Origin of the sequence: Loktanella sp. D2R18 (assembly GCF_003318235.1) — a bacterium.
Taxonomy (GTDB): Bacteria; Pseudomonadota; Alphaproteobacteria; order Rhodobacterales; family Rhodobacteraceae; genus Yoonia.
The window spans coordinates 80,644-98,649 of the sequence record NZ_QOCG01000019.1 but is presented as its reverse complement, the minus strand read 5'-3'; the positions used below and the strand labels follow the sequence as shown (position 1 = coordinate 98,649).

19 protein-coding genes are annotated in these 18,006 nt (G+C 54.5%); 15 read left to right on the top strand and 4 right to left on the bottom strand.

Going from position 1 to position 18,006, the window contains the following annotated elements:
* Nucleotides 1-116: 116 nt before the first annotated feature.
* Entirely contained in the window at nucleotides 117-476 is a 360-nt protein-coding gene (locus tag DS901_RS10815) for a hypothetical protein (RefSeq protein ID WP_113776947.1), read from the top strand.
* On the opposite strand, the gene DS901_RS10810 is transcribed toward DS901_RS10815, so the two are convergent.
* Nucleotides 473-2,629, bottom strand: a complete 2,157-nt coding sequence (locus tag DS901_RS10810; protein ID WP_113777034.1) for a transglycosylase domain-containing protein — start codon at nucleotides 2,627-2,629, stop codon at nucleotides 473-475. The genes DS901_RS10815 and DS901_RS10810 overlap by 4 nt on opposite strands.
* A 273-nt stretch (nucleotides 2,630-2,902) precedes the next feature.
* On the opposite strand from DS901_RS10810, the gene DS901_RS10805 reads away from it, so the two are divergent.
* From DS901_RS10805 to DS901_RS10785, 5 genes are all read left to right on the top strand, one after another.
* Complete coding sequence (locus tag DS901_RS10805) at nucleotides 2,903-3,241, top strand: P-II family nitrogen regulator (protein ID WP_113776946.1); 339 nt, start codon at nucleotides 2,903-2,905, stop codon at nucleotides 3,239-3,241.
* 32 nt (nucleotides 3,242-3,273) lie between these two features.
* The gene (locus DS901_RS10800; protein ID WP_113776945.1) at nucleotides 3,274-4,638 is read left to right on the top strand and encodes an ammonium transporter; all 1,365 of its coding nucleotides are present in this window, start codon (nucleotides 3,274-3,276) and stop codon (nucleotides 4,636-4,638) included.
* Between the two features lie 231 nt (nucleotides 4,639-4,869).
* Nucleotides 4,870-5,871: an N-acetyltransferase DgcN gene (gene dgcN, locus DS901_RS10795; protein ID WP_113776944.1), complete on the top strand. Its 1,002-nt coding sequence runs from the start codon at nucleotides 4,870-4,872 to the stop codon at nucleotides 5,869-5,871.
* Nucleotides 5,872-5,930: 59 nt separating this feature from the next.
* Complete coding sequence (gene dgcA, locus DS901_RS10790; RefSeq protein ID WP_113776943.1) at nucleotides 5,931-6,890, top strand: N-acetyl-D-Glu racemase DgcA; 960 nt, start codon at nucleotides 5,931-5,933, stop codon at nucleotides 6,888-6,890.
* Nucleotides 6,887-7,753, top strand: a complete 867-nt coding sequence (locus DS901_RS10785) for a D-amino-acid transaminase (protein WP_113777033.1) — start codon at nucleotides 6,887-6,889, stop codon at nucleotides 7,751-7,753. Before dgcA ends, DS901_RS10785 begins: the two co-directional genes overlap by 4 nt.
* A 95-nt stretch (nucleotides 7,754-7,848) precedes the next feature.
* Here DS901_RS10785 and DS901_RS10780 read toward each other — a convergent pair whose 3' ends face one another.
* Entirely contained in the window at nucleotides 7,849-8,142 is a 294-nt protein-coding gene (locus DS901_RS10780) for a DUF1244 domain-containing protein (RefSeq protein WP_113776942.1), read from the bottom strand.
* 184 nt (nucleotides 8,143-8,326) lie between these two features.
* Between DS901_RS10780 and pyk the strand changes: the two genes are divergently transcribed.
* From pyk to DS901_RS10755, 5 genes are all read left to right on the top strand, one after another.
* Complete coding sequence (gene pyk / locus DS901_RS10775) at nucleotides 8,327-9,772, top strand: pyruvate kinase (RefSeq protein ID WP_113776941.1); 1,446 nt, start codon at nucleotides 8,327-8,329, stop codon at nucleotides 9,770-9,772.
* A gap of 32 nt (nucleotides 9,773-9,804) precedes the next feature.
* Complete coding sequence (locus DS901_RS10770; protein WP_113776940.1) at nucleotides 9,805-10,029, top strand: hypothetical protein; 225 nt, start codon at nucleotides 9,805-9,807, stop codon at nucleotides 10,027-10,029.
* Nucleotides 10,030-10,139: 110 nt separating this feature from the next.
* Complete coding sequence (gene rpmI / locus DS901_RS10765; RefSeq protein ID WP_045997239.1) at nucleotides 10,140-10,340, top strand: 50S ribosomal protein L35; 201 nt, start codon at nucleotides 10,140-10,142, stop codon at nucleotides 10,338-10,340.
* A 17-nt stretch (nucleotides 10,341-10,357) separates the two neighbouring features.
* Nucleotides 10,358-10,720 carry a 50S ribosomal protein L20 gene (gene rplT, locus DS901_RS10760; protein WP_106746300.1) on the top strand — a complete coding sequence of 121 codons (363 nt, stop codon included), beginning with the start codon at nucleotides 10,358-10,360 and terminating at the stop codon, nucleotides 10,718-10,720.
* A gap of 114 nt (nucleotides 10,721-10,834) precedes the next feature.
* A complete protein-coding gene (locus DS901_RS10755) occupies nucleotides 10,835-11,557 on the top strand; it encodes a hypothetical protein (RefSeq protein ID WP_113776939.1) in 723 nt (240 codons plus the stop codon).
* Between the two features lie 24 nt (nucleotides 11,558-11,581).
* On the opposite strand, the gene DS901_RS10750 is transcribed toward DS901_RS10755, so the two are convergent.
* Complete coding sequence (locus tag DS901_RS10750) at nucleotides 11,582-12,208, bottom strand: YrbL family protein (protein ID WP_181820839.1); 627 nt, start codon at nucleotides 12,206-12,208, stop codon at nucleotides 11,582-11,584.
* Nucleotides 12,209-12,400: 192 nt separating this feature from the next.
* On the opposite strand from DS901_RS10750, the gene pheS reads away from it, so the two are divergent.
* From pheS to DS901_RS10730, 4 genes are all read left to right on the top strand, one after another.
* A complete protein-coding gene (pheS, locus tag DS901_RS10745) occupies nucleotides 12,401-13,465 on the top strand; it encodes a phenylalanine--tRNA ligase subunit alpha (RefSeq protein WP_113776937.1) in 1,065 nt (354 codons plus the stop codon).
* Nucleotides 13,466-13,849: 384 nt separating this feature from the next.
* Entirely contained in the window at nucleotides 13,850-14,278 is a 429-nt protein-coding gene (locus DS901_RS10740) for an ASCH domain-containing protein (protein ID WP_113777032.1), read from the top strand.
* 95 nt (nucleotides 14,279-14,373) lie between these two features.
* Entirely contained in the window at nucleotides 14,374-16,770 is a 2,397-nt protein-coding gene (gene pheT, locus DS901_RS10735; protein ID WP_113776936.1) for a phenylalanine--tRNA ligase subunit beta, read from the top strand.
* Nucleotides 16,771-16,781: 11 nt separating this feature from the next.
* Nucleotides 16,782-17,225: a YtoQ family protein gene (locus tag DS901_RS10730; protein ID WP_113776935.1), complete on the top strand. Its 444-nt coding sequence runs from the start codon at nucleotides 16,782-16,784 to the stop codon at nucleotides 17,223-17,225.
* Here the strand turns inward: DS901_RS10730 and DS901_RS10725 are convergent, their stop codons facing one another.
* The gene (locus DS901_RS10725; protein ID WP_113776934.1) at nucleotides 17,226-17,924 is read right to left on the bottom strand and encodes a glutathione S-transferase family protein; all 699 of its coding nucleotides are present in this window, start codon (nucleotides 17,922-17,924) and stop codon (nucleotides 17,226-17,228) included.
* Nucleotides 17,925-18,006 lie beyond the last annotated feature (82 nt).

Genomic DNA, 18,006 nt, shown 5'->3' with positions numbered 1-18,006 from the left:
CGCAACGTATAGCAAAACACAAGAGTGTTAACCTTCAATCGACACCTATGAATTTACAGGCAAACATTCATTTAAAAGATTGATCATCTTGCCGCATTCCCGCTAGCCTTGTTGCTATGACATATTTGCCCAAAATTGCCTTTGCTCTGCTTGTCCCCAATCTCGCTTTTGCCGACCCGTTTGACGGTGTTTATAAACAGACGGCCCATTCGGAATGCGCGTTGGTTGGTGTTGATGGCGGATCACTTGAAATCAAAGACGGGATTTTTCATGGCGTTGAAATGCAATGCCGCATGACCAACCCTATTGATATCAACGAAATGGACGCAACCATTTTTCAGATGGAATGCTCGGGCGAGGGGCAAACCTGGTCGGAACGTGCCATCTTTATGAATGACGCCGAACAAACCGGCATCATTATGGTGTGGAACGGCTATGCGTTTCGCTATTCGCGCTGCGAAGATGGCGAATATTAGTCGCCGATAATCGAATCCAGCAGATTCAGGATATCCTGATCGAGCACCTCACCGCCTTCGCTGTGCAAGAGACCTGAATCGACAGGGCGTTCCGGTACAACCAGCGGCAGCGGCGTCGGTGTTTTATCGGCCAGCACACGGGTCATGGTTTCGCGCCAAATCGTTGCGGGCAGTCCGCCGCCCGTGACACCTGTCAGTGGACGGTTGTCATCGTTGCCCATCCAAACCCCGGTGACATAATCGCCAGTAAATCCGATAAACCACGCGTCGCGCGCGCCTTGGGTTGTACCGGTTTTTCCGGCGATGTCCCACCCATCAATCCGTGCACGGCCTCCGGTGCCTTCTTCGACAACTTTGGTCATCATCCACGTCAATTGACGTGCTGCGTTTTGGCTGATGATGCGTTCACCGATGCCAGATCCTTGCGAATCCATCAGCGATTCATTGTCGCCACGAATACGCAGATCTACCAAGCCGTAGGGTGTCACTTGCGACCCACCGTTCAAGATGCCGGCATATGCGCCTGTCATATCCAATAACGTGCTTTCCGAAACGCCCAACGCCAACGCGGGTCCCGTCGCGAGATCACCGTTGACCCCAAAGCCATTGGCGACGTTCCGCACCAATTCGCGGCCGACATCTTCGGATAGGACAATCGCTGGAATATTGCGGCTTGTCGCAAGGGCCTCGATCATTGTGATTGGCCCTACGAATTCGTGGTCGTAGTTTTTAGGGCAATAATCGGCAGCACCGCGCACTTTCCAACAGATTGGGGAATCATCGATCATCGTGTAGGGCGACATGCCCAGATCAAGTGCTGCGGCATATATAAATGGCTTGAACGCCGAACCCGGTTGCCGGTTGGCTTGGGTCGCGCGGTTGAACGCGCCGGTTTCACCTATGTTGCGCCCCCCGACCATCGCACGTACCGCGCCGTCTGCGGACATTACGATAATCGCAGCCTGGGCCGTGGAATCGGCGCTGACCCTTTCCACGAACACGCTGATCATTGCTTCTTCGGCTGCGGCTTGGATTTCCGGGTCTAATGTGGTGCGGATATGCACATCTTCGGTGGTGTTGCGTGTGAATGATTCCGGCCCGCTGCGCATGATCCAATCGGCAAAGAATGTAGCGGCATTTGCGCGCGCGGTTTCCGATAGGGTCGCAGGGTTGGTTCGGGCCTCATTAGCTTCGGCGGTCGTTAAATAGCCTTGGTCCTCCATCAAGCCGACGACGACAGCAGCCCGGTTCTGGGAACGCTGCAAATTGGCGGTAGGCGCTAAGGTTGACGGCGCGGTGAGCAATCCGGCCAACATCGCTGACTGTGCGGGGTCTAACGCCCTTGCGGGAATGCCAAAGTAGCGTTGCGATGCGGCCTCAAAACCGCGTGCACCTGCGCCTAGGTAGGCGCGGTTCAGGTAGATGGCGAGAATTTCGTCTTTGGTATAGGCGATTTCCATACCGACAGAATACACAGCCTCGCGGGCCTTGCGCCAAAGCGAGCCTTGGCGACAGTCGTTTTCGTAGTCGGATTCCGATTCCCAGCGGGTGGGGTCAAATGGTACACCCAGACAAAGTAACTTTGCGGTTTGCTGCGTAATTGTGGACCCGCCGTGCCCAGACAGCGGCCCGCGCCCTTCGCGCAGGTTGATGCGTACAGCGGATGCGATCCCGCGCGGGGAAATACCAAAGTGGCGGTAGAAACGTTTGTCCTCTGTTGCGACGACGGCATTGGTAAGGTGGTCTGATACAGTACCAACCGTGACCATGCCGCCAAATTGGTCGCCGCGCCAGGCAAAGACTTCGCCGCGGAAGTCGGTCATTGTGACCGATCCACGCGTCCGCCCGTCAATCAGTTCTTCAACGGGGGGCATCTGAGCCGCGAAATAGAATGAAAATCCGGCGATGATCAGCCCAACGACAAGGCCAAGACGCCAGCTAACGGCCCAAATGATGCGGATGGCCCAACGGAGCGGCAGCAGAATCCAGCCCAATAGCCCGCGCGGCTTGCGCTGTTTTGGCGTGGCCTTGCGGCGGGCCGCAGGTTTCGCGACGGGTTTTTTCTTCGGCGCGGGCTTCTTTTTTGGCGTTGTTTTCGCCGGGTAGCGCTTATCGGCCACCAAAGGTGTCCGTTTATTGCCGTTTCCAGTCATTGTCTGCTCAATTGATTGTTTATCATATTTTTCACAACCATAACGCCGGTTTTCACAAATGTAGAGCGCGATGAGTCGCGGATACCATGTTTTTATATCGCTCAAAATGTAGGCGGTTGTGGCAATTTGTGCAAAAATTGTGCAACTGTGGCCGCTTTGTGGGCAGTTTAACACCTCGGAAACCTTGCTCGGACGGGGCGCACGCGGTTTTTGTCCCCTTGCAAGCCGTCGCTGCAAAAGCGGCGTGCATTTAAATATTGCAAGGGGACGAACGTGAAACTCATCATTGCAACAATCAAGCCGTTTAAACTCGAGGAGGTCCGCGAGGCGCTGACCACCGTGGGTGTACGTGGCATGATGGTGTCAGAAATCAAGGGCTTCGGCTCACAATCCGGCCACACTGAAATTTACCGCGGCGCAGAATACGCCGTGAATTTCGTGCCGAAGGTCAAGCTTGAAGTCGTCGTACCTGCGTCGATGGCCGAGCAGGTGGTTTCCACCATCGCATCCACCGCTAAAACCGAAAAAATCGGCGACGGCAAGATTTTCGTTCTCGACGTTGAAAGCGCCGTTCGCGTGCGGACAGGCGAGACAAACGACGACGCGCTGTAAGCGCGCCCCCAAAAAACAAGGGACAGACACTAATGAAACTCTCAAATCTTATTCCAGCCTCAGCGCTCGCGACTGCGATGCCGTTGGTGGCCTTTGCGCAGGACGCCGAAGTGGCGGTCGCTGTGCCAACGGATTCCGTCTTTATCTTTAACACGCTGCTGTTCTTGATCGGTGGCTTTCTTGTGTTCTTTATGGCTGCAGGCTTTTCCATGTTGGAAGCCGGTCTTGTGCGTTCAAAGAACGTGACCACACAGCTGACCAAAAACGTCGCGCTGTTTGGGTTGGCGTCAATCTTTTACTACCTCATCGGTTACAACCTGATGTACCCGCTCGGCGATTGGGCGATTTCCACTACGAAAATCGTAGAGGGTGAAGAAGTCGTAATCGGCTACCTATCTGGCCTCTTCGGTCCAGGTGTTCTGGAAGCTGTTGGTGTGACTGCTGAAGGCGCTGACGACTATGGCTATGCGTCGACCGGTTCAGACTTCTTCTTCCAGCTGATGTTCTGTGCGGCAACCGCATCGATCGTTTCTGGTACTGTTGCTGAGCGTATCAAACTGTGGCCATTCTTGATCTTCACGATCATCTTGACTGCAATTATCTACCCTATCACAGCCTCTTGGACTTGGGGTGGCGGTTTTGTTGATGATGCTGGCTTCTCTGACTTTGCTGGTTCGACCATCGTTCACTCTGTTGGTGGCTGGGCTGCGTTGACTGGTGCGATCATCCTTGGGCCACGTTTGGGCAAATACAAAGACGGTAAGGTAACACCTTTCCCCGGTTCAAACTTGCCATTGGCCACATTGGGTACATTCATCCTGTGGATGGGCTGGTTCGGCTTTAACGGTGGTTCACAGCTTGCTATGGGTTCCGTTGGCGATGTTGCTGATGTATCACGCATCTTCTCGAACACCAACGCGGCTGCTGCTGGTGGTGCCGTTGCTGCGCTGCTGCTCACACAGCTTTTGTACAAAAAAGTCGACCTGACAATGGTTCTGAACGGCGCACTTGCTGGTCTGGTGTCTATCACCGCTGAGCCTTTGGCGCCGTCTTTGGGCCTGTCTACGATCATTGGTATGATTGGCGGCGTCTTGGTTGTCGTTAGCGTACCACTTCTTGACAAGTTCAAGATCGATGACGTTGTTGGCGCGATTCCAGTTCACCTCGTCTGCGGTATCTGGGGTACGCTGGCTGTTGTGTTGACTGGTGGCGCAAGTGTTGGTCAGCAACTATTCGGTATCGTTGTGATTGGTCTTGCGACCATCGTTGCATCGGCTGTTGTCTGGTTCATCCTGAAAGCAACCGTCGGTATCCGGGTTTCTGAAGAAGCTGAAATCAACGGTTTGGATGTATCTGAACTGGGCATGGAAGCCTACCCTGAGTTCTCAAAAGGTTAAACTTAACCTTTGTGAAGTGAGCATGACCCGGGCGTTTGCGCCCGGGTTTTTTTTGTGTGCTGGTGGATCGAGATCCACCCTACGGGCTGTACGCAAAATTATTCGAACTATTGCAATTTGGCGCGATATTTTTGCGTCTTATAGCTGGCAATAGGCTAAGGTAACAAAGAATTCCCGCGATTGGCGCTGTAATCGTCAAGAAAGAGTTTTCCCTGCATTCGGAGTAGTCCCATGATCCAGACCCCATATCTTTTGTTTCTTGGCGATGCGCCTGATCAGCTTGCCGCGAAGGTGGCGCAGGGGATCAAAGATTGGCGCCCCGATAACGCCGTCGGCCAATTTCGCATGCCAGGTTGTGGTGCAGACGTCGGCGTTGCCGATATGACTCTCGCCCAAGCGAAAGAGGCAGGTGCCAAGACCCTTGTTATCGGGGTCGCCAATCGCGGTGGTGTGATTTCGGATGCGTGGAAAGAAGTCTTGGTCGAAGCCCTGCAAATGGGCTTTGATATTGCTTCGGGTCTGCACAATTTGCTGCGCGATGAAAACGACTTGATGGCAGCTGCACGTGTGAACGGGCGCACCTTGTTTGATGTGCGTATTCCGTCTGTGGCCTATCCAATTGCCAACGGCAAAAAACGTACAGGCAAACGTTGTTTGGCTGTAGGGACCGATTGCTCCGTTGGGAAAATGTACACGGGTCTTGCGATGGATGCGGAAATGCAAAAGCGCGGCTTGAAGTCGACCTTCCGCCCAACCGGGCAGACGGGCATTTTGATTACCGGGGGCGGTGTGCCGCTGGACGCTGTGATCGCCGATTTCATGGCGGGTGCGGTCGAATACCTAACCCCGGACAATGATGATGATCACTGGGATCACATTGAGGGGCAGGGCAGCCTGTTCCACGTGTCTTATTCGGGCGTGACGATGGCGTTGATCCATGGCGGCCAGCCCGACGCGCTTGTGTTGGCGCATGAACCGACCCGCGCCCATATGCGCGGTCTGCCGGGTTATGCGTTGCAAAGCCTTGAAAAGTTGCGCGATACCGCGCTTCCGTTGGCGCGTATCGCGAATCCAGATTGCCAAGTGATTGGTGTTTCCGTGAACACCCAGCATTTGTCTGAAGCGGAAGCCGAGGCATATCTGGCCGAAGTCGAAGCCCGCATGGGGCTGCCTGCGGTGGATACATACCGTCAAGGTGCTGAACGGCTGGTCGATGCGCTTGTGGCGCTGTAAATCAAACTTAACTAAATTTGATTGGGCCTCGTAGGGCAACGAGCGAAAAGGGTATCGTGATGAAGTTCGACGTAACGCGCGACGTGTTCCAGCTGGCGCAGGTGTTTACGATCAGTCGCGGATCGCGCACGCAGGCCGAAGTCTTGACCGTCACCGCGCAGGGTGAGGGCGTCACTGGTTGTGGTGAATGCGTGCCCTACGCCCGGTACGGCGAAACGCTGGATAGCGTGACCGCGCAGATCGCACAATTCGAAGGGACGTGGGACGATCTGCCCGATGCGCTGCCTGCGAGTGCCGCACGCAACGCGTTAGATTGCGCACTTTGGGATCATGCGGCGAAACGTGCGGGCAAACGCGTGTGGGATTTGTTGGATTTACCCGCGCCCAAACCCGAGATCACGGCCTTCACCCTGTCACTTGATACGCCAGAAGCGATGCAAGCGCAGGCCGCCAAAAATGCGTTTCGTCCGCTGCTAAAAATCAAACTGGGCACCCCAGATGATATGGCCCGGCTAGAGGCCGTGCGCCGTGGTGCGCCAGCGTCGCAGATTATCGTGGATGCCAACGAAGGCTGGACCGCTGACGTCTATGCTGACCTTGCGCCGCATTTGATCCGCCTTGGTGTGCAGATGGTTGAACAGCCGCTGCCCGCAGGCGCCGATGACATGCTTTCTGAGATCGCGCGCCCCTTGCCCGTTTGTGCCGATGAAAGTTGTCATGATCGCGCGAGCCTGCCGGGGCTCAAGGGTAAATACGATATGGTGAATATCAAGCTGGATAAGACAGGCGGGCTGACTGAGGCTCTTGCTTTGAAAGAGCAAGCGATCAAAGAGGGTTACGGCGTGATGGTCGGCTGCATGGTCGGATCGTCGCTTGCGATGGCGCCAGCGACCATTTTGGCGCAGGGCGTGGCGTTTACGGACCTTGACGGGCCGCTCTTATTGGCCGAAGACCGTGACCAACCACTGCAATTTGATGACAATGGCGTGCATGCACCTGCCGCCGCATTATGGGGATGACCATGCGCACAGTATACGTCAACGGCGACTACCTACCTGAAAACGAAGCCAAGATTTCGATCTTTGATCGTGGGTTCTTGATGGCCGACGGCGTTTACGAGGTCACGTCGGTGCTGGACGGTAAGTTGATTGATTTTGATGGTCACGCCAAGCGTCTTGCACGTTCTTTGGATGAGCTTGACATGCCACACCCGGCTGTGTTGCCCGATCTGCTTGAGGTGCACCGCGAACTGGTGCGTTTGAACGGTATCAAAGAGGGCATGATTTATCTGCAAATCACACGTGGTGCACCTGACGACCGTGACTTTGCGTTTCCCGACCCTGAAACGACGACCCCGACAGTTGTTCTGTTCACACAAAACAAACCCGGTCTTGCCGATAATCCGGCCGCGCAAAAAGGCATCAAGGTCATCTCTATCGAAGATCAACGCTGGGCGCGTCGTGATATTAAGACCGTGCAATTGCTCTACCCATCAATGGGCAAAATGATGGCCAAGGCCGCGGGCGCTGATGACGCTTGGATGGTCGAAGACGGAGCCGTGACCGAAGGCACGTCAAACAACGCCTATATTGTCATAGGCAACACGATCATCACCCGCAACCTCGGCAATGAAATATTGCACGGGATTACCCGCGCTGCCGTTTTGCGTTTTGCACGCGAGGCCCAAATGCAGGTCGAAGAGCGCAGCTTTACCATTGCTGAGGCGCAAGAAGCCGACGAAGCCTTCATCACCTCCGCCAGTACATTCGTGATGCCCGTGGTCGATATCGACGGCGCAACCATCGGCACAGGCACACCCGGCCCAATCGCCGCGCGTCTGCGCGAGATATATTTGGACGAAAGCCGTAAGGTCGCGATTTAAAGCACCATCTCAAAAGACATAGCCGCTGGGTGCATTGGGCCCCAGCGGCTTTTTAACTTTTGGCATTGCAGGGGCGCGGACATGTGGCCTTATAATCAACTATGCGATGTCTTGAACGCTTCTTGTGCTTCGGCGCTCGCTTCGGTTTGGTGTTTTGCTTTCCATTCCGCAAACGGCATTCCATAGAACGCTTCACGCCCCGCATCTTTGTCCATTTCGATGCCGCGTTCATTTGCGGCCTCTTGGTACCAGCGTGACAGGCAGTTGCGGCAGAATCCGGCCAGATTCATCATGTCGATGTTTTGCGCGTCGGGGCGGTCTTGCATCAAGTGCCGTTGCAAGCGTCGAAATGCGGCGGCTTCGATCTCGATCCGGGTTTGGTCGTCCATGGTATCCTCCGTTGTTGTCTTAACCTAGCTGCAATGGCAGCCTATAAAAAGGGCGCATGTGACATGTTTGATGTCATTCCGGTGTCACGCGTAGTAGGCTAGTTGTGATAGAGATAGAATTGCGCAATAAGGGCGCAAAGCCGGGTGTTATCGCTAACGGCATTAGACGCACGAAGGAATTATCATGAGACGTCACCGCAACGTAAAGATCGTCGCCACACTTGGCCCTGCCTCCAATGATTACGAAATGATCCGAGCGTTGCACGAAGCGGGCGCTGATGTTTTTCGTTTGAATATGTCACATGGTGATCACGCTGAAATTCGCGTCCGCCACGAAATTATTCGCCAAGTTGAAAAAGATTTGGACAGCCCGATTTCAATTCTCGCTGACTTGCAGGGACCAAAACTGCGTGTCGGTGTCTTTGCAAATGGCGAAGAGGAATTGGTCGTTGGTGCGTCATTTCGGTTAGATCTTGATGATGCCGAAGGCGACGTCAATCGCGTGAAGCTGCCGCATAAAGAAATTTTTGATGCCCTAGAGCCCGGCGCGCACCTGTTGGTGAATGACGGCAAAATCAAACTACGCGTGAAAGATTGCGGCGCGACTTTTGCGGATTGTGAAGTCATCGTCGGTGGCACAATTTCGAACCGCAAAGGCGTGAATGTGCCAGACGTGACCCTGCCATTGGCGGCGCTGTCTGAAAAGGATCTCAAAGACCTCGAATTCGTATGCGAATTGGGTGTTGACTGGTTGGCCCTTTCGTTCGTGCAACGTGCTGCCGATGTTGAACAAGCCCGTGCTTTGGCCAAGGGCCGTGCTGCGATCTTGTCCAAGATCGAGAAACCAAACGCAGTGAAATCGTTTGATGAAATTCTGAAAGTCAGTGATGGCATCATGGTTGCCCGCGGTGATCTGGGTGTAGAATTGCCTGTGCACGCGGTGCCGCCAATCCAAAAACAATTGATCCGCAAATCACGCGCGGCGGCGAAGCCGGTGATTGTTGCGACGCAGATGTTGGAATCAATGATCGATTCCCCAATGCCGACCCGCGCCGAAGTCTCCGACGTTGCGACCGCGATTTATGAAGGTGCAGATGCAATCATGCTTTCTGCTGAATCGGCGGCGGGTGATTATCCGATCGAAGCGGTAACCACGATGAACAATGTCGCAGGCGAGGTTGAAACTGACCCAACCTACACGGATATCATCGAGGCATCACGCCACACGGAGGGTAAAACAGTAGCGAACGGTATTGTGTCCGCGGCACGCGAAATCGCTGAAACGACCGATGTCAAAGCGATCTGCTGTTTCTCACAATCCGGCACGACTGCTTTGCTTGTATCACGCGAACGTCCGCGCGTGCCGATCATTGCCATGACCAGCCATATTGATACGGCGCGTCGCCTTTGCCTATCTTGGGGGACAAATTGTGTGGTCACTGGCCCGGTTGACCGTTTTAAGGATGCGGTGATCGCTGCTGTGCGTGCAGCCATTGGTCAAAACCTCGCGACCAAAGATGATATGGTGGTCATTACCGCTGGTGTGCCTTTCAACACGCCCGGTTCGACCAACATTCTGCGTGTCGCCCCGTGCGATGAACGTTTGATCTTCCCTGCCGAAGCGGATTAAGTTGTCGGGAAACGATTTGCGGGAACACTGATATGGATTTGGACCTGATTTTTGTGGTGGGCGTGCTGTGCTGCGCTTTTGCAATTCCGGCCTTGATCGCTGCGTTCTCGGATCGTCGCTTTCCGCGGGTCGCGATCGCATTTGGTGTGCTGGGCGGCGTCAGTATTGCTTATGCGATGCAAGAGAATCCGGGCGTCTATGGCATTTCGACGATTGACGAGATCTTTGTCGATGTGATCGGGCGCTATCTGCTCTAATCCACTTGCCAATTGTTCGGATGCGTCCTATACGGCGCGTCTGAACCCGCGCGTCCGGCCGATATGGCATGCCGAGTCGCGTTTTCTACCGACCCAAAGAGGAGACGGAAATGCCGAAGATGAAGACAAAATCGAGCTGCAAAAAGCGGTTCAAAACGACGGCTTCTGGCCGTGTCGTGGCTGCCCAAGCGGGCAAGCAACACGGCATGATCAAACGCTCGAACAAATTCCTTCGTAACGCACGTGGCACAACCACATTGTGCAAAGCTGATGAAGGTATCGTTAAATCAATGATGCCTTACGCACGTTAATTAGAGGGATTTAGGATATGCGCGTTAAAGGTGGTACAGTCACTCATCGTCGTCACAAAAAAGTTCTCGACGCTGCCAAAGGTTATTATGATCGCCGGTCAAAGACTTTTAAAGTCGCCAAACAGGCCGTCGACAAAGCCAATCAATATGCAACACGCGACCGTCACAATCGCAAGCGCAACTTCCGCGCTTTGTGGATTCAACGGATCAACGCAGGTGTGCGTTCAGTTGACGAAACACTGAACTATTCAAAGTTCATCAACGGCCTGACATTGGCTGGCATCGAAGTCGACCGTAAGGTTCTGGCCGATCTGGCCGTGAACGAACCTGACGCATTTGCGACAATCGTTGGCAAGGCTAAGGACGCACTGGCTGCCTAAGCTGCCAAGTGTACTGAATTAGAAAAGGCCGTGTCAGGAAACTGATGCGGCCTTTTTTGCATTCGTGGCTTTTTAGAAACGAAAACGCAACGAATCTACTAGATACTCTGCGCTATGATGATCTTGCGTTTTGTAATCTGTTGCACGTTGGTAGTTTATCCGGTGATCTGTCGGGCGGAAACAGGTTCGCTTGTCGGGGACGGTGCGTTTGGGTCAGCGCGCGGGTTGTTGGCGCAATCTATTGATGCAGCTGAACCTGCGTCAACAGGTGCGAGCCTATTTGCAGGCAGCGCGGGTGCAAGCTTTTTTGCACCATTTCCTGTGGTTGCACGGCATACGGCACCGCTTGGGATCGATGCCAGCGCGGTCCAGCGCGTGCGCTACATCATTGGGCAGGCTGAATCCCCGTTCGCAGGGTATGACGCGGTGCAGCACGGGGCCGTGATTAAGCCACCCAGACCGCCAACCCAGATGACCATTGGCGAAATATTTGTTTGGATTGCGGAAACACCGGGACAGCCGCATGCGATTGGTCGCTATCAATTTATCCCTGATACATTGACGCGCGTGGTTGAACAAACAGGTGCGCGCAGGACAGACCGATTTACACCGCAAATGCAGGACCGGCTTGCTGATGTGCTGCTGTTGGACGCGGGTTTGCCCGCATTTCTGGCCGGGGACCTTAGCCAGCAAAGGTTCATGAATAACCTCGCGGGTATTTGGGCTGGACTGCCGACATCGTCCGGGCGTTCAAAATATCATGGCGTCGCGGGGAACAGAGCGACCGTAACATTGGCGTATTTTCGATCTGAGATCGCTAAAATCGCACCAGGATGATGGCGACGGGTCGGGCGGGAGCCGTCAGATGGTGCTTGTCGAACGATCAATGGCTTTTAGAATACGGTCTTTCCCACTCATTGCAATTTTGCGGAATGCGCGTTTGCTAAATTGCGTAAAAGGCATGAGGGCTGGGTTGCCCAAACCGTCAATAACCATGAGGCGCGGATTCGTGTCGCCGCTAACGACGATGTTGCGCTGATGTATATCGTGAAAGTGGACCTGATCACGATTAAGCGTGTCAAAAAGTTCTTCAACATCATTTCGGAGTTTGGCCAGCGTGGTTGCGCTGTGTTGCATTTTATTTAGATAACTTGAAAATGTGGGGGCAAGATAACCATTCGGGTCTGATATTTTCTCTACGACAATGCCGGGGCCGTATGATGTATCACAAAACCCATAGTAGCGTGTCAGTCGATCGCAATGAGTTCCAGTGCGGGACAGCGTCGCAATATATTCGCTCAATTCGCGTTGCCAGCCACGTAGTCGATTGTAACGCCACACCGAATATCGTTTGAGAATGCGTTTCTTTTCATTTGGCTTTACGACCTTAATCAACCGGTTTTTCTTTTTGGGATGTTGAAAAATCAATTGACCACGCCCCTCCGCAAGGTGGCTTTGACGGGATAAATCATAGTAGGAATTTGACATGCGGTGACTTTGCAAGGTGCTTGGTTGGGGTGTTGACGCTGCGATTTGATTTATGACAGTTTCATGACTGATATGGAATACGTGGCATGTCGGGCGCTTGTGTCGCCTGTGGGTATAGCGTCTGTACCACATTGCATTCAGGCCCCGCTATGATAGCAGGGGGCGATAGGAAACCTGACAGTGTGTGGGCTGATGCAAGAACTTAAAAATAGATACCTTTCCCTAATTGCTGACGCTGCTGATGAGGCCGCGATCGAAGACCTGCGTGTTCAAGCGGTTGGCAAAAAGGGCGAAATCAGCCTGAAAATGCGCGAACTAGGCAAGATGTCCCCAGAAGAGCGCCAAACAGCTGGTCCTGCGCTGAATGCGTTGAAGGACGAAATTAACAGCGCCTTGGCAGGTAAAAAGGCCGCGCTTGCAGATGCGGCGCTGGATGAACGACTGCGGAGCGAATGGCTGGATGTGACATTGCCATCACGTGACCGCCGCGTGGGGTCAATCCACCCGATCAGTCAGGTCACCGAAGAGGTCAGCGCGATCTTTGCCGATATGGGTTTTTCGGTTGCCGAAGGGCCACAGATCGAATCCGATTGGTATAATTTTGACGCGCTCAACATTCCCGGCCACCACCCTGCGCGGGCTGAGATGGATACGTTTTATACGCATCGCGGCGCGGATGATGACCGCCCGCCGCACGTGTTGCGCACCCACACCAGCCCAGTGCAAATCCGCAGCATGGAGGCGAATGGCGCCCCTATACGCATCATCTGCCCCGGTCGTGTGTACCGTGCGGATTATGACCAAACGCATACGCCGATGTTTAATCAGGTTGAGGGCCTCGCCATCGATAAAGACATCAGCATGGCGAACCTGAAATGGGTGCTTGAGGAATTCTTTAGCGCCTATTTTGGTGCCCGCGTGAAAACCCGTTTCCGCGCGTCCCACTTCCCGTTCACCGAACCATCGGCCGAGGTGGATATTCAGTGTTCATGGGTTGATGGGCAGTTGAAGGTCGGCGAAGGCGACGGTTGGCTCGAGGTTCTTGGCTCTGGCATGGTCCACCCCAAGGTACTGCAAGCCGCGAAGATTGATCCCGATCTCTGGCAGGGCTTTGCCTTTGGCGTTGGCATCGACCGGATCGCGATGCTGAAATACGGCATCCCTGACCTGCGTGCGTTCTTTGATTCAGACCTGCGCTGGCTGCGCCACTATGGGTTTGGCGCGCTTCAAGTGCCGACGCTGCATGGTGGGCTGTAGGGAGTAAATGTGCAGTTAGTCGGAGTTTTGGTAGCAGCATACTATGATCGTTGCTTTGTTCTCGTATCACGTGTGTCGCGGTTGCAAGGTAGCCTATTGTGGTTTGGTCCTGTCCTGATGCTGATCTTACTTTTGGGGATGCTTGAATTACCTGCATGGGCGTTTGTGATGCTTCTCCTGATAGTGCACGTATTCTGCGTTCCAATGATGTTTGCGCACTATAATTATTGGAAGAACAAGTGAGCAGAAAGACGTGAAGTGGAGGCCACTTTTAATCTTGCCCGGCATCGCCGGGCAGCGCCCGGACCTCCCCCATGGGGAGGGCGCTTCGCACCCACCCTGAGGTCCGCACGCTGCCCTCTGTTTTGAATGAATGGAAACCAAATGGCCGATGAAATTGAAGACCTGCAAGACACATACCCCGGCGCGGGGACGTTTCGGTTTGGTGATGGGCCAGAGCTGTGCCAGCATTTGATTGCGCTGGTCCGCAAGGGCAAGAAACGCGCGACCTGCGCGCCGCTGTCAGAGTTTGACGATGACCCGGATGCGCTGCCCGTCGTGGGCCGCTGCGATATTGCCGCCAATTGGGATGGTACCCCCGCGTTGGTGATCCGCACAACGGGCGTCGAAGAGGTCCGCTATTGTGATGTCACCGAAGAGATGGCGCTGTCTGAAGGCGAAGACGACACGTTGCTTGCATGGCGCAAATCACACAAAGCTTATTTTAAGCGGAACGGCGAGTTTCACCCCGAAATGATGCTCGTATTTGAAACCTTTGAACTGGTCGAAGACCTTGCTGGTCGTGAACTTTGACGGGGCGGTGGGGTAAACCCCACCCTACAGCCTTTCCCATTTGTGCGTAATCCGTTAAGCCCAATCCAACCAATGCAAACCGCAGGACCGGACCTATGAAATTCACCCTCTCCTGGCTGAAACACCATCTTGAGACAGACGCGACCCTTGATCAGATCGCTGACGCGCTGACTGACCTTGGGCTTGAGGTCGAAGGCATCGAAGACCCAGCGGCAAAGCTGCGCGATTTTACCATCGCTAAGGTGACCCACGCCGAAAAGCATCCTGATGCGGACAAGCTGAAGGTCTGTAAGGTACAGTCGGATGAAGGCGAAACCCAGATTGTCTGCGGCGCGCCCAATGCGCGTGCGGGGATCACTGTAGTCTTGGCAAAACCGGGTACTTATATCCCCGGCCTCGATATCACTATCAAGGTCGGCAATATCCGTGGTGTCGATAGCTTTGGCATGATGGCGTCTGAAAAAGAGCTGGAACTGTCCGACGAACATAACGGCATCATTGAATTGCCATCGGGTGAGGTTGGTGAAAACTTTGCCGATTGGCTGGCTGCAAACGATCCGGCAAAGGTCGATCCGGTGATCGAGATCGCGATTACGCCGAACCGGCCTGATGCGTTGGGTGTGCGTGGGATTGCGCGTGATTTGGCCGCCCGCGGTTTGGGCACGCTGAAACCATGCGAAGTTGATCCGGTTGCGGCCTCTTTCAAGGCAGACCTGAATGTATCCATTGATGAGGATACGCTTGATGGGTGTCCAGTTTTCTATGGCCGCTTGATTAAGGGTGTGAAGAATGGCCCGAGCCCTGAGTGGCTTCAGCAGCAATTGCGCGCGATTGGACTGCGCCCGATTAGTTTCTTGGTCGATGTGACCAATTGGTTCACCTATGATTTGAACCGCCCCCTGCACGTATTCGATGCGGATAAGGTTGCTGGCAACCTGCGCGTACACCGCGCCGCAGGTGGTGAAGTGATCACTGCGCTTGATGACAAAGACTATACTTTGCAGCCGGGCCAGATGGTGATTTCGGATGATACTGGTGTTGAAAGCATTGCCGGGATCATGGGCGGTGCGGCGACCGGTTGCACCGAAGAGACCGTGAATGTGTTCGTCGAAAGCGCCTATTGGGACCCGGTGCAGATTGCATATGCGGGGCGCGCGCTCAAGATCAATTCAGATGCGCGCTACCGGTTTGAACGCGGTGTTGACCCGGCGTTCACGCCCGAAGGTTTGGAACATGCCGTACGCATGATCGTTGATATCGCGGGTGGCGAAGTGTCCGAAGTTATTCACGCGGGTCGCGTGCCTGACACGGCGCGCGCGTATAAGCTGGACGCAAAACGTGTGATCAGCCTAGTTGGGATGGATATCCCTGAAAGCACGCAGCGCCAGACGCTGACTGCGCTTGGATTCAAGCTTGAGGGCAATATGGCAAGCGTGCCCTCCTGGCGTCCGGATGTGCAGGGTGAGGCCGATTTGGTCGAGGAAGTCGCGCGCATTGCGTCCCTGACGAAATTGCAGGGCGTGCCATTGCCGCGGATGACCTCTGGCGTGCCAAAGCCGATTTTGACCGATGGGCAATTGCGCCAGCAAGCGGCGCGCCGGACGGCGGCGACGCTTGGGTACAATGAATGTGTGACCTATACGTTCATCGACCGCGAGGCCGCGACGCTGTTTGGCGGCGGTGATGACGCCACGATGCTTGAAAACCCGATCAGTTCGGAAATGTCACATATGCGTCCTGCGCTTTTGCCCGGTCTGTTGCGCGCAGCCGCCCGCAATCAGGCGCGCGGTTTCATGGATATGGCTTTGTTCGAGGTTGGGGCTGCTTTTCATGGCGGTGAGCCGGGGCAGCAACACAATCTGATCAGTGGCGTTTTGATCGGGCAGACCGCGCCCAAAGACGTGCATGGCGCGGCACGCCCTGTCGATCTATTTGATGCTAAGGCTGATGCCGAGGCGATCCTGAGAGCGATCGGCGCACCTGCCAAAGTTCAGATTATGCGCGGCGCATCCGAATGGTGGCACCCCGGACGGCACGGCAAAATTTGTCTTGGCCCGAAAAAGGTCATGGCTGTCTTTGGTGAATTGCACCCCAAAGTGCTCAGCACCATGGGCATCAAAGGGCCGGCAGTTGGCTTTACAATTTGGGTTGATGAAATTCCAACCCCGAAAAACAAATCCGCGACCCGGCCCGCGTTGGCCGCGACCGATTTGCAAGCCGTTGACCGCGATTTCGCCTTTGTCGTAGACGCCGATGTTGCGGCACTGACATTGGTGAACGCAGCGGCCGGTGCTGACAAGGCGTTGATCGCTGATGTGCGTATTTTTGATGAATTCATCGGCGGGGCGCTGGGCGAAGGTAAGAAATCGCTTGCCGTGACCGTGCGTTTGCAGCCCAAAGATAAGACGCTCAAAGACGCGGAGATCGAAGCGGTGTCAGCGAAAATCGTTGAAAAAGTCACCAAAGCGACCGGTGGCGTGCTGCGCGGATAAGGGAGAAAACCATGCTGAATGTCTATTTATCGGGTGAAATTCATACAGATTGGCGCGATCAGATCACCGCAGCGGCGGCGGATTTGGCCGTTACATTTTCTGCCCCGGTGACGGATCACGCGGCATCAGATGATTGCGGCGTTGCGATTATGGGGGCTGAGTCTGACAAGTTTTGGCACGACAACAAAGGCGCGAAACTAAACGCGATCCGCACCCGGCACGCTATTGAAAACGCGGATGTCGTCGTTGTGCGGTTTGGAGACAAATACAAACAGTGGAACGCGGCGTTTGACGCGGGCTATGCGGCGGCCTTGGGTAAATCATTGATCGTGATGCATGGGGCAGATCACCAACATGCGCTGAAAGAGATCGACGCGGCGGCCCTTGCGGTGGTGCAAGAGCCGGCACAAGTCGTTGAGATTTTGCGCTATGTCATCAGCGGGCAGTTGCCCTAACTACCCGTTTGGGTTCGGGATGAATTTGGCCTTTTGAACGGCTGGGCGGGCAAAAAACCGCTCAACATAGGCCGGCACGTTTTTCAGGTCGTGATAGCCGACTACGTCTTTGGTGCCATAAAATTCAAGCGCGTTGATCCAGGGCGCAATCGCGATGTCGGCAATGGAAAAGCCGCCCGCGATCCAGTCTTTTCCTTCAAGTTGGCCGTCTAAAACAGCCAAAAGGCGGATTGCTTCGTTCAGATACCGTTCACGCGGGCGGGGGTCTTCGATATCGGCACCGGCAAATTTGTAGAAAAACCCCATCTGCCCCAGCATCGGGCCAAGCCCACCCATTTGGAACATGAGCCATTGCGTGATCGTCGCCTTTTCGGCCGCTGTGTTTCCTAAAAACTTCCCTGATTTTTCAGCAAGATACAATAGTATCGCGCCGCTTTCGAATAGCCCGATAGGGCCATCTGGCCCGTTGGGATCAATGATGGCGGGGATCTTGTTGTTGGGGTTTAACGAGAGGAACGCGGGGCTTTTGACGTCTGCATCGCTGAGCGTCACAAGGTGCGGCTCGTAGGGCAAACCCATTTCTTCGAGCGCGATTGAAATCTTTACCCCGTTTGGTGTGGGGTACGAATAAAGTTGGATAACCGATGGGTCATTGGCAGGCCAACGCGCCGTAATCGGAAAAGCAGTTCTATCAATCATGATTGGTGGTCCTATTGTCGGTGTCTGGCCCCGTTGACTTATGTCCGCCGCACGAGATTAAAACCTATGGAAACCTTCCCAA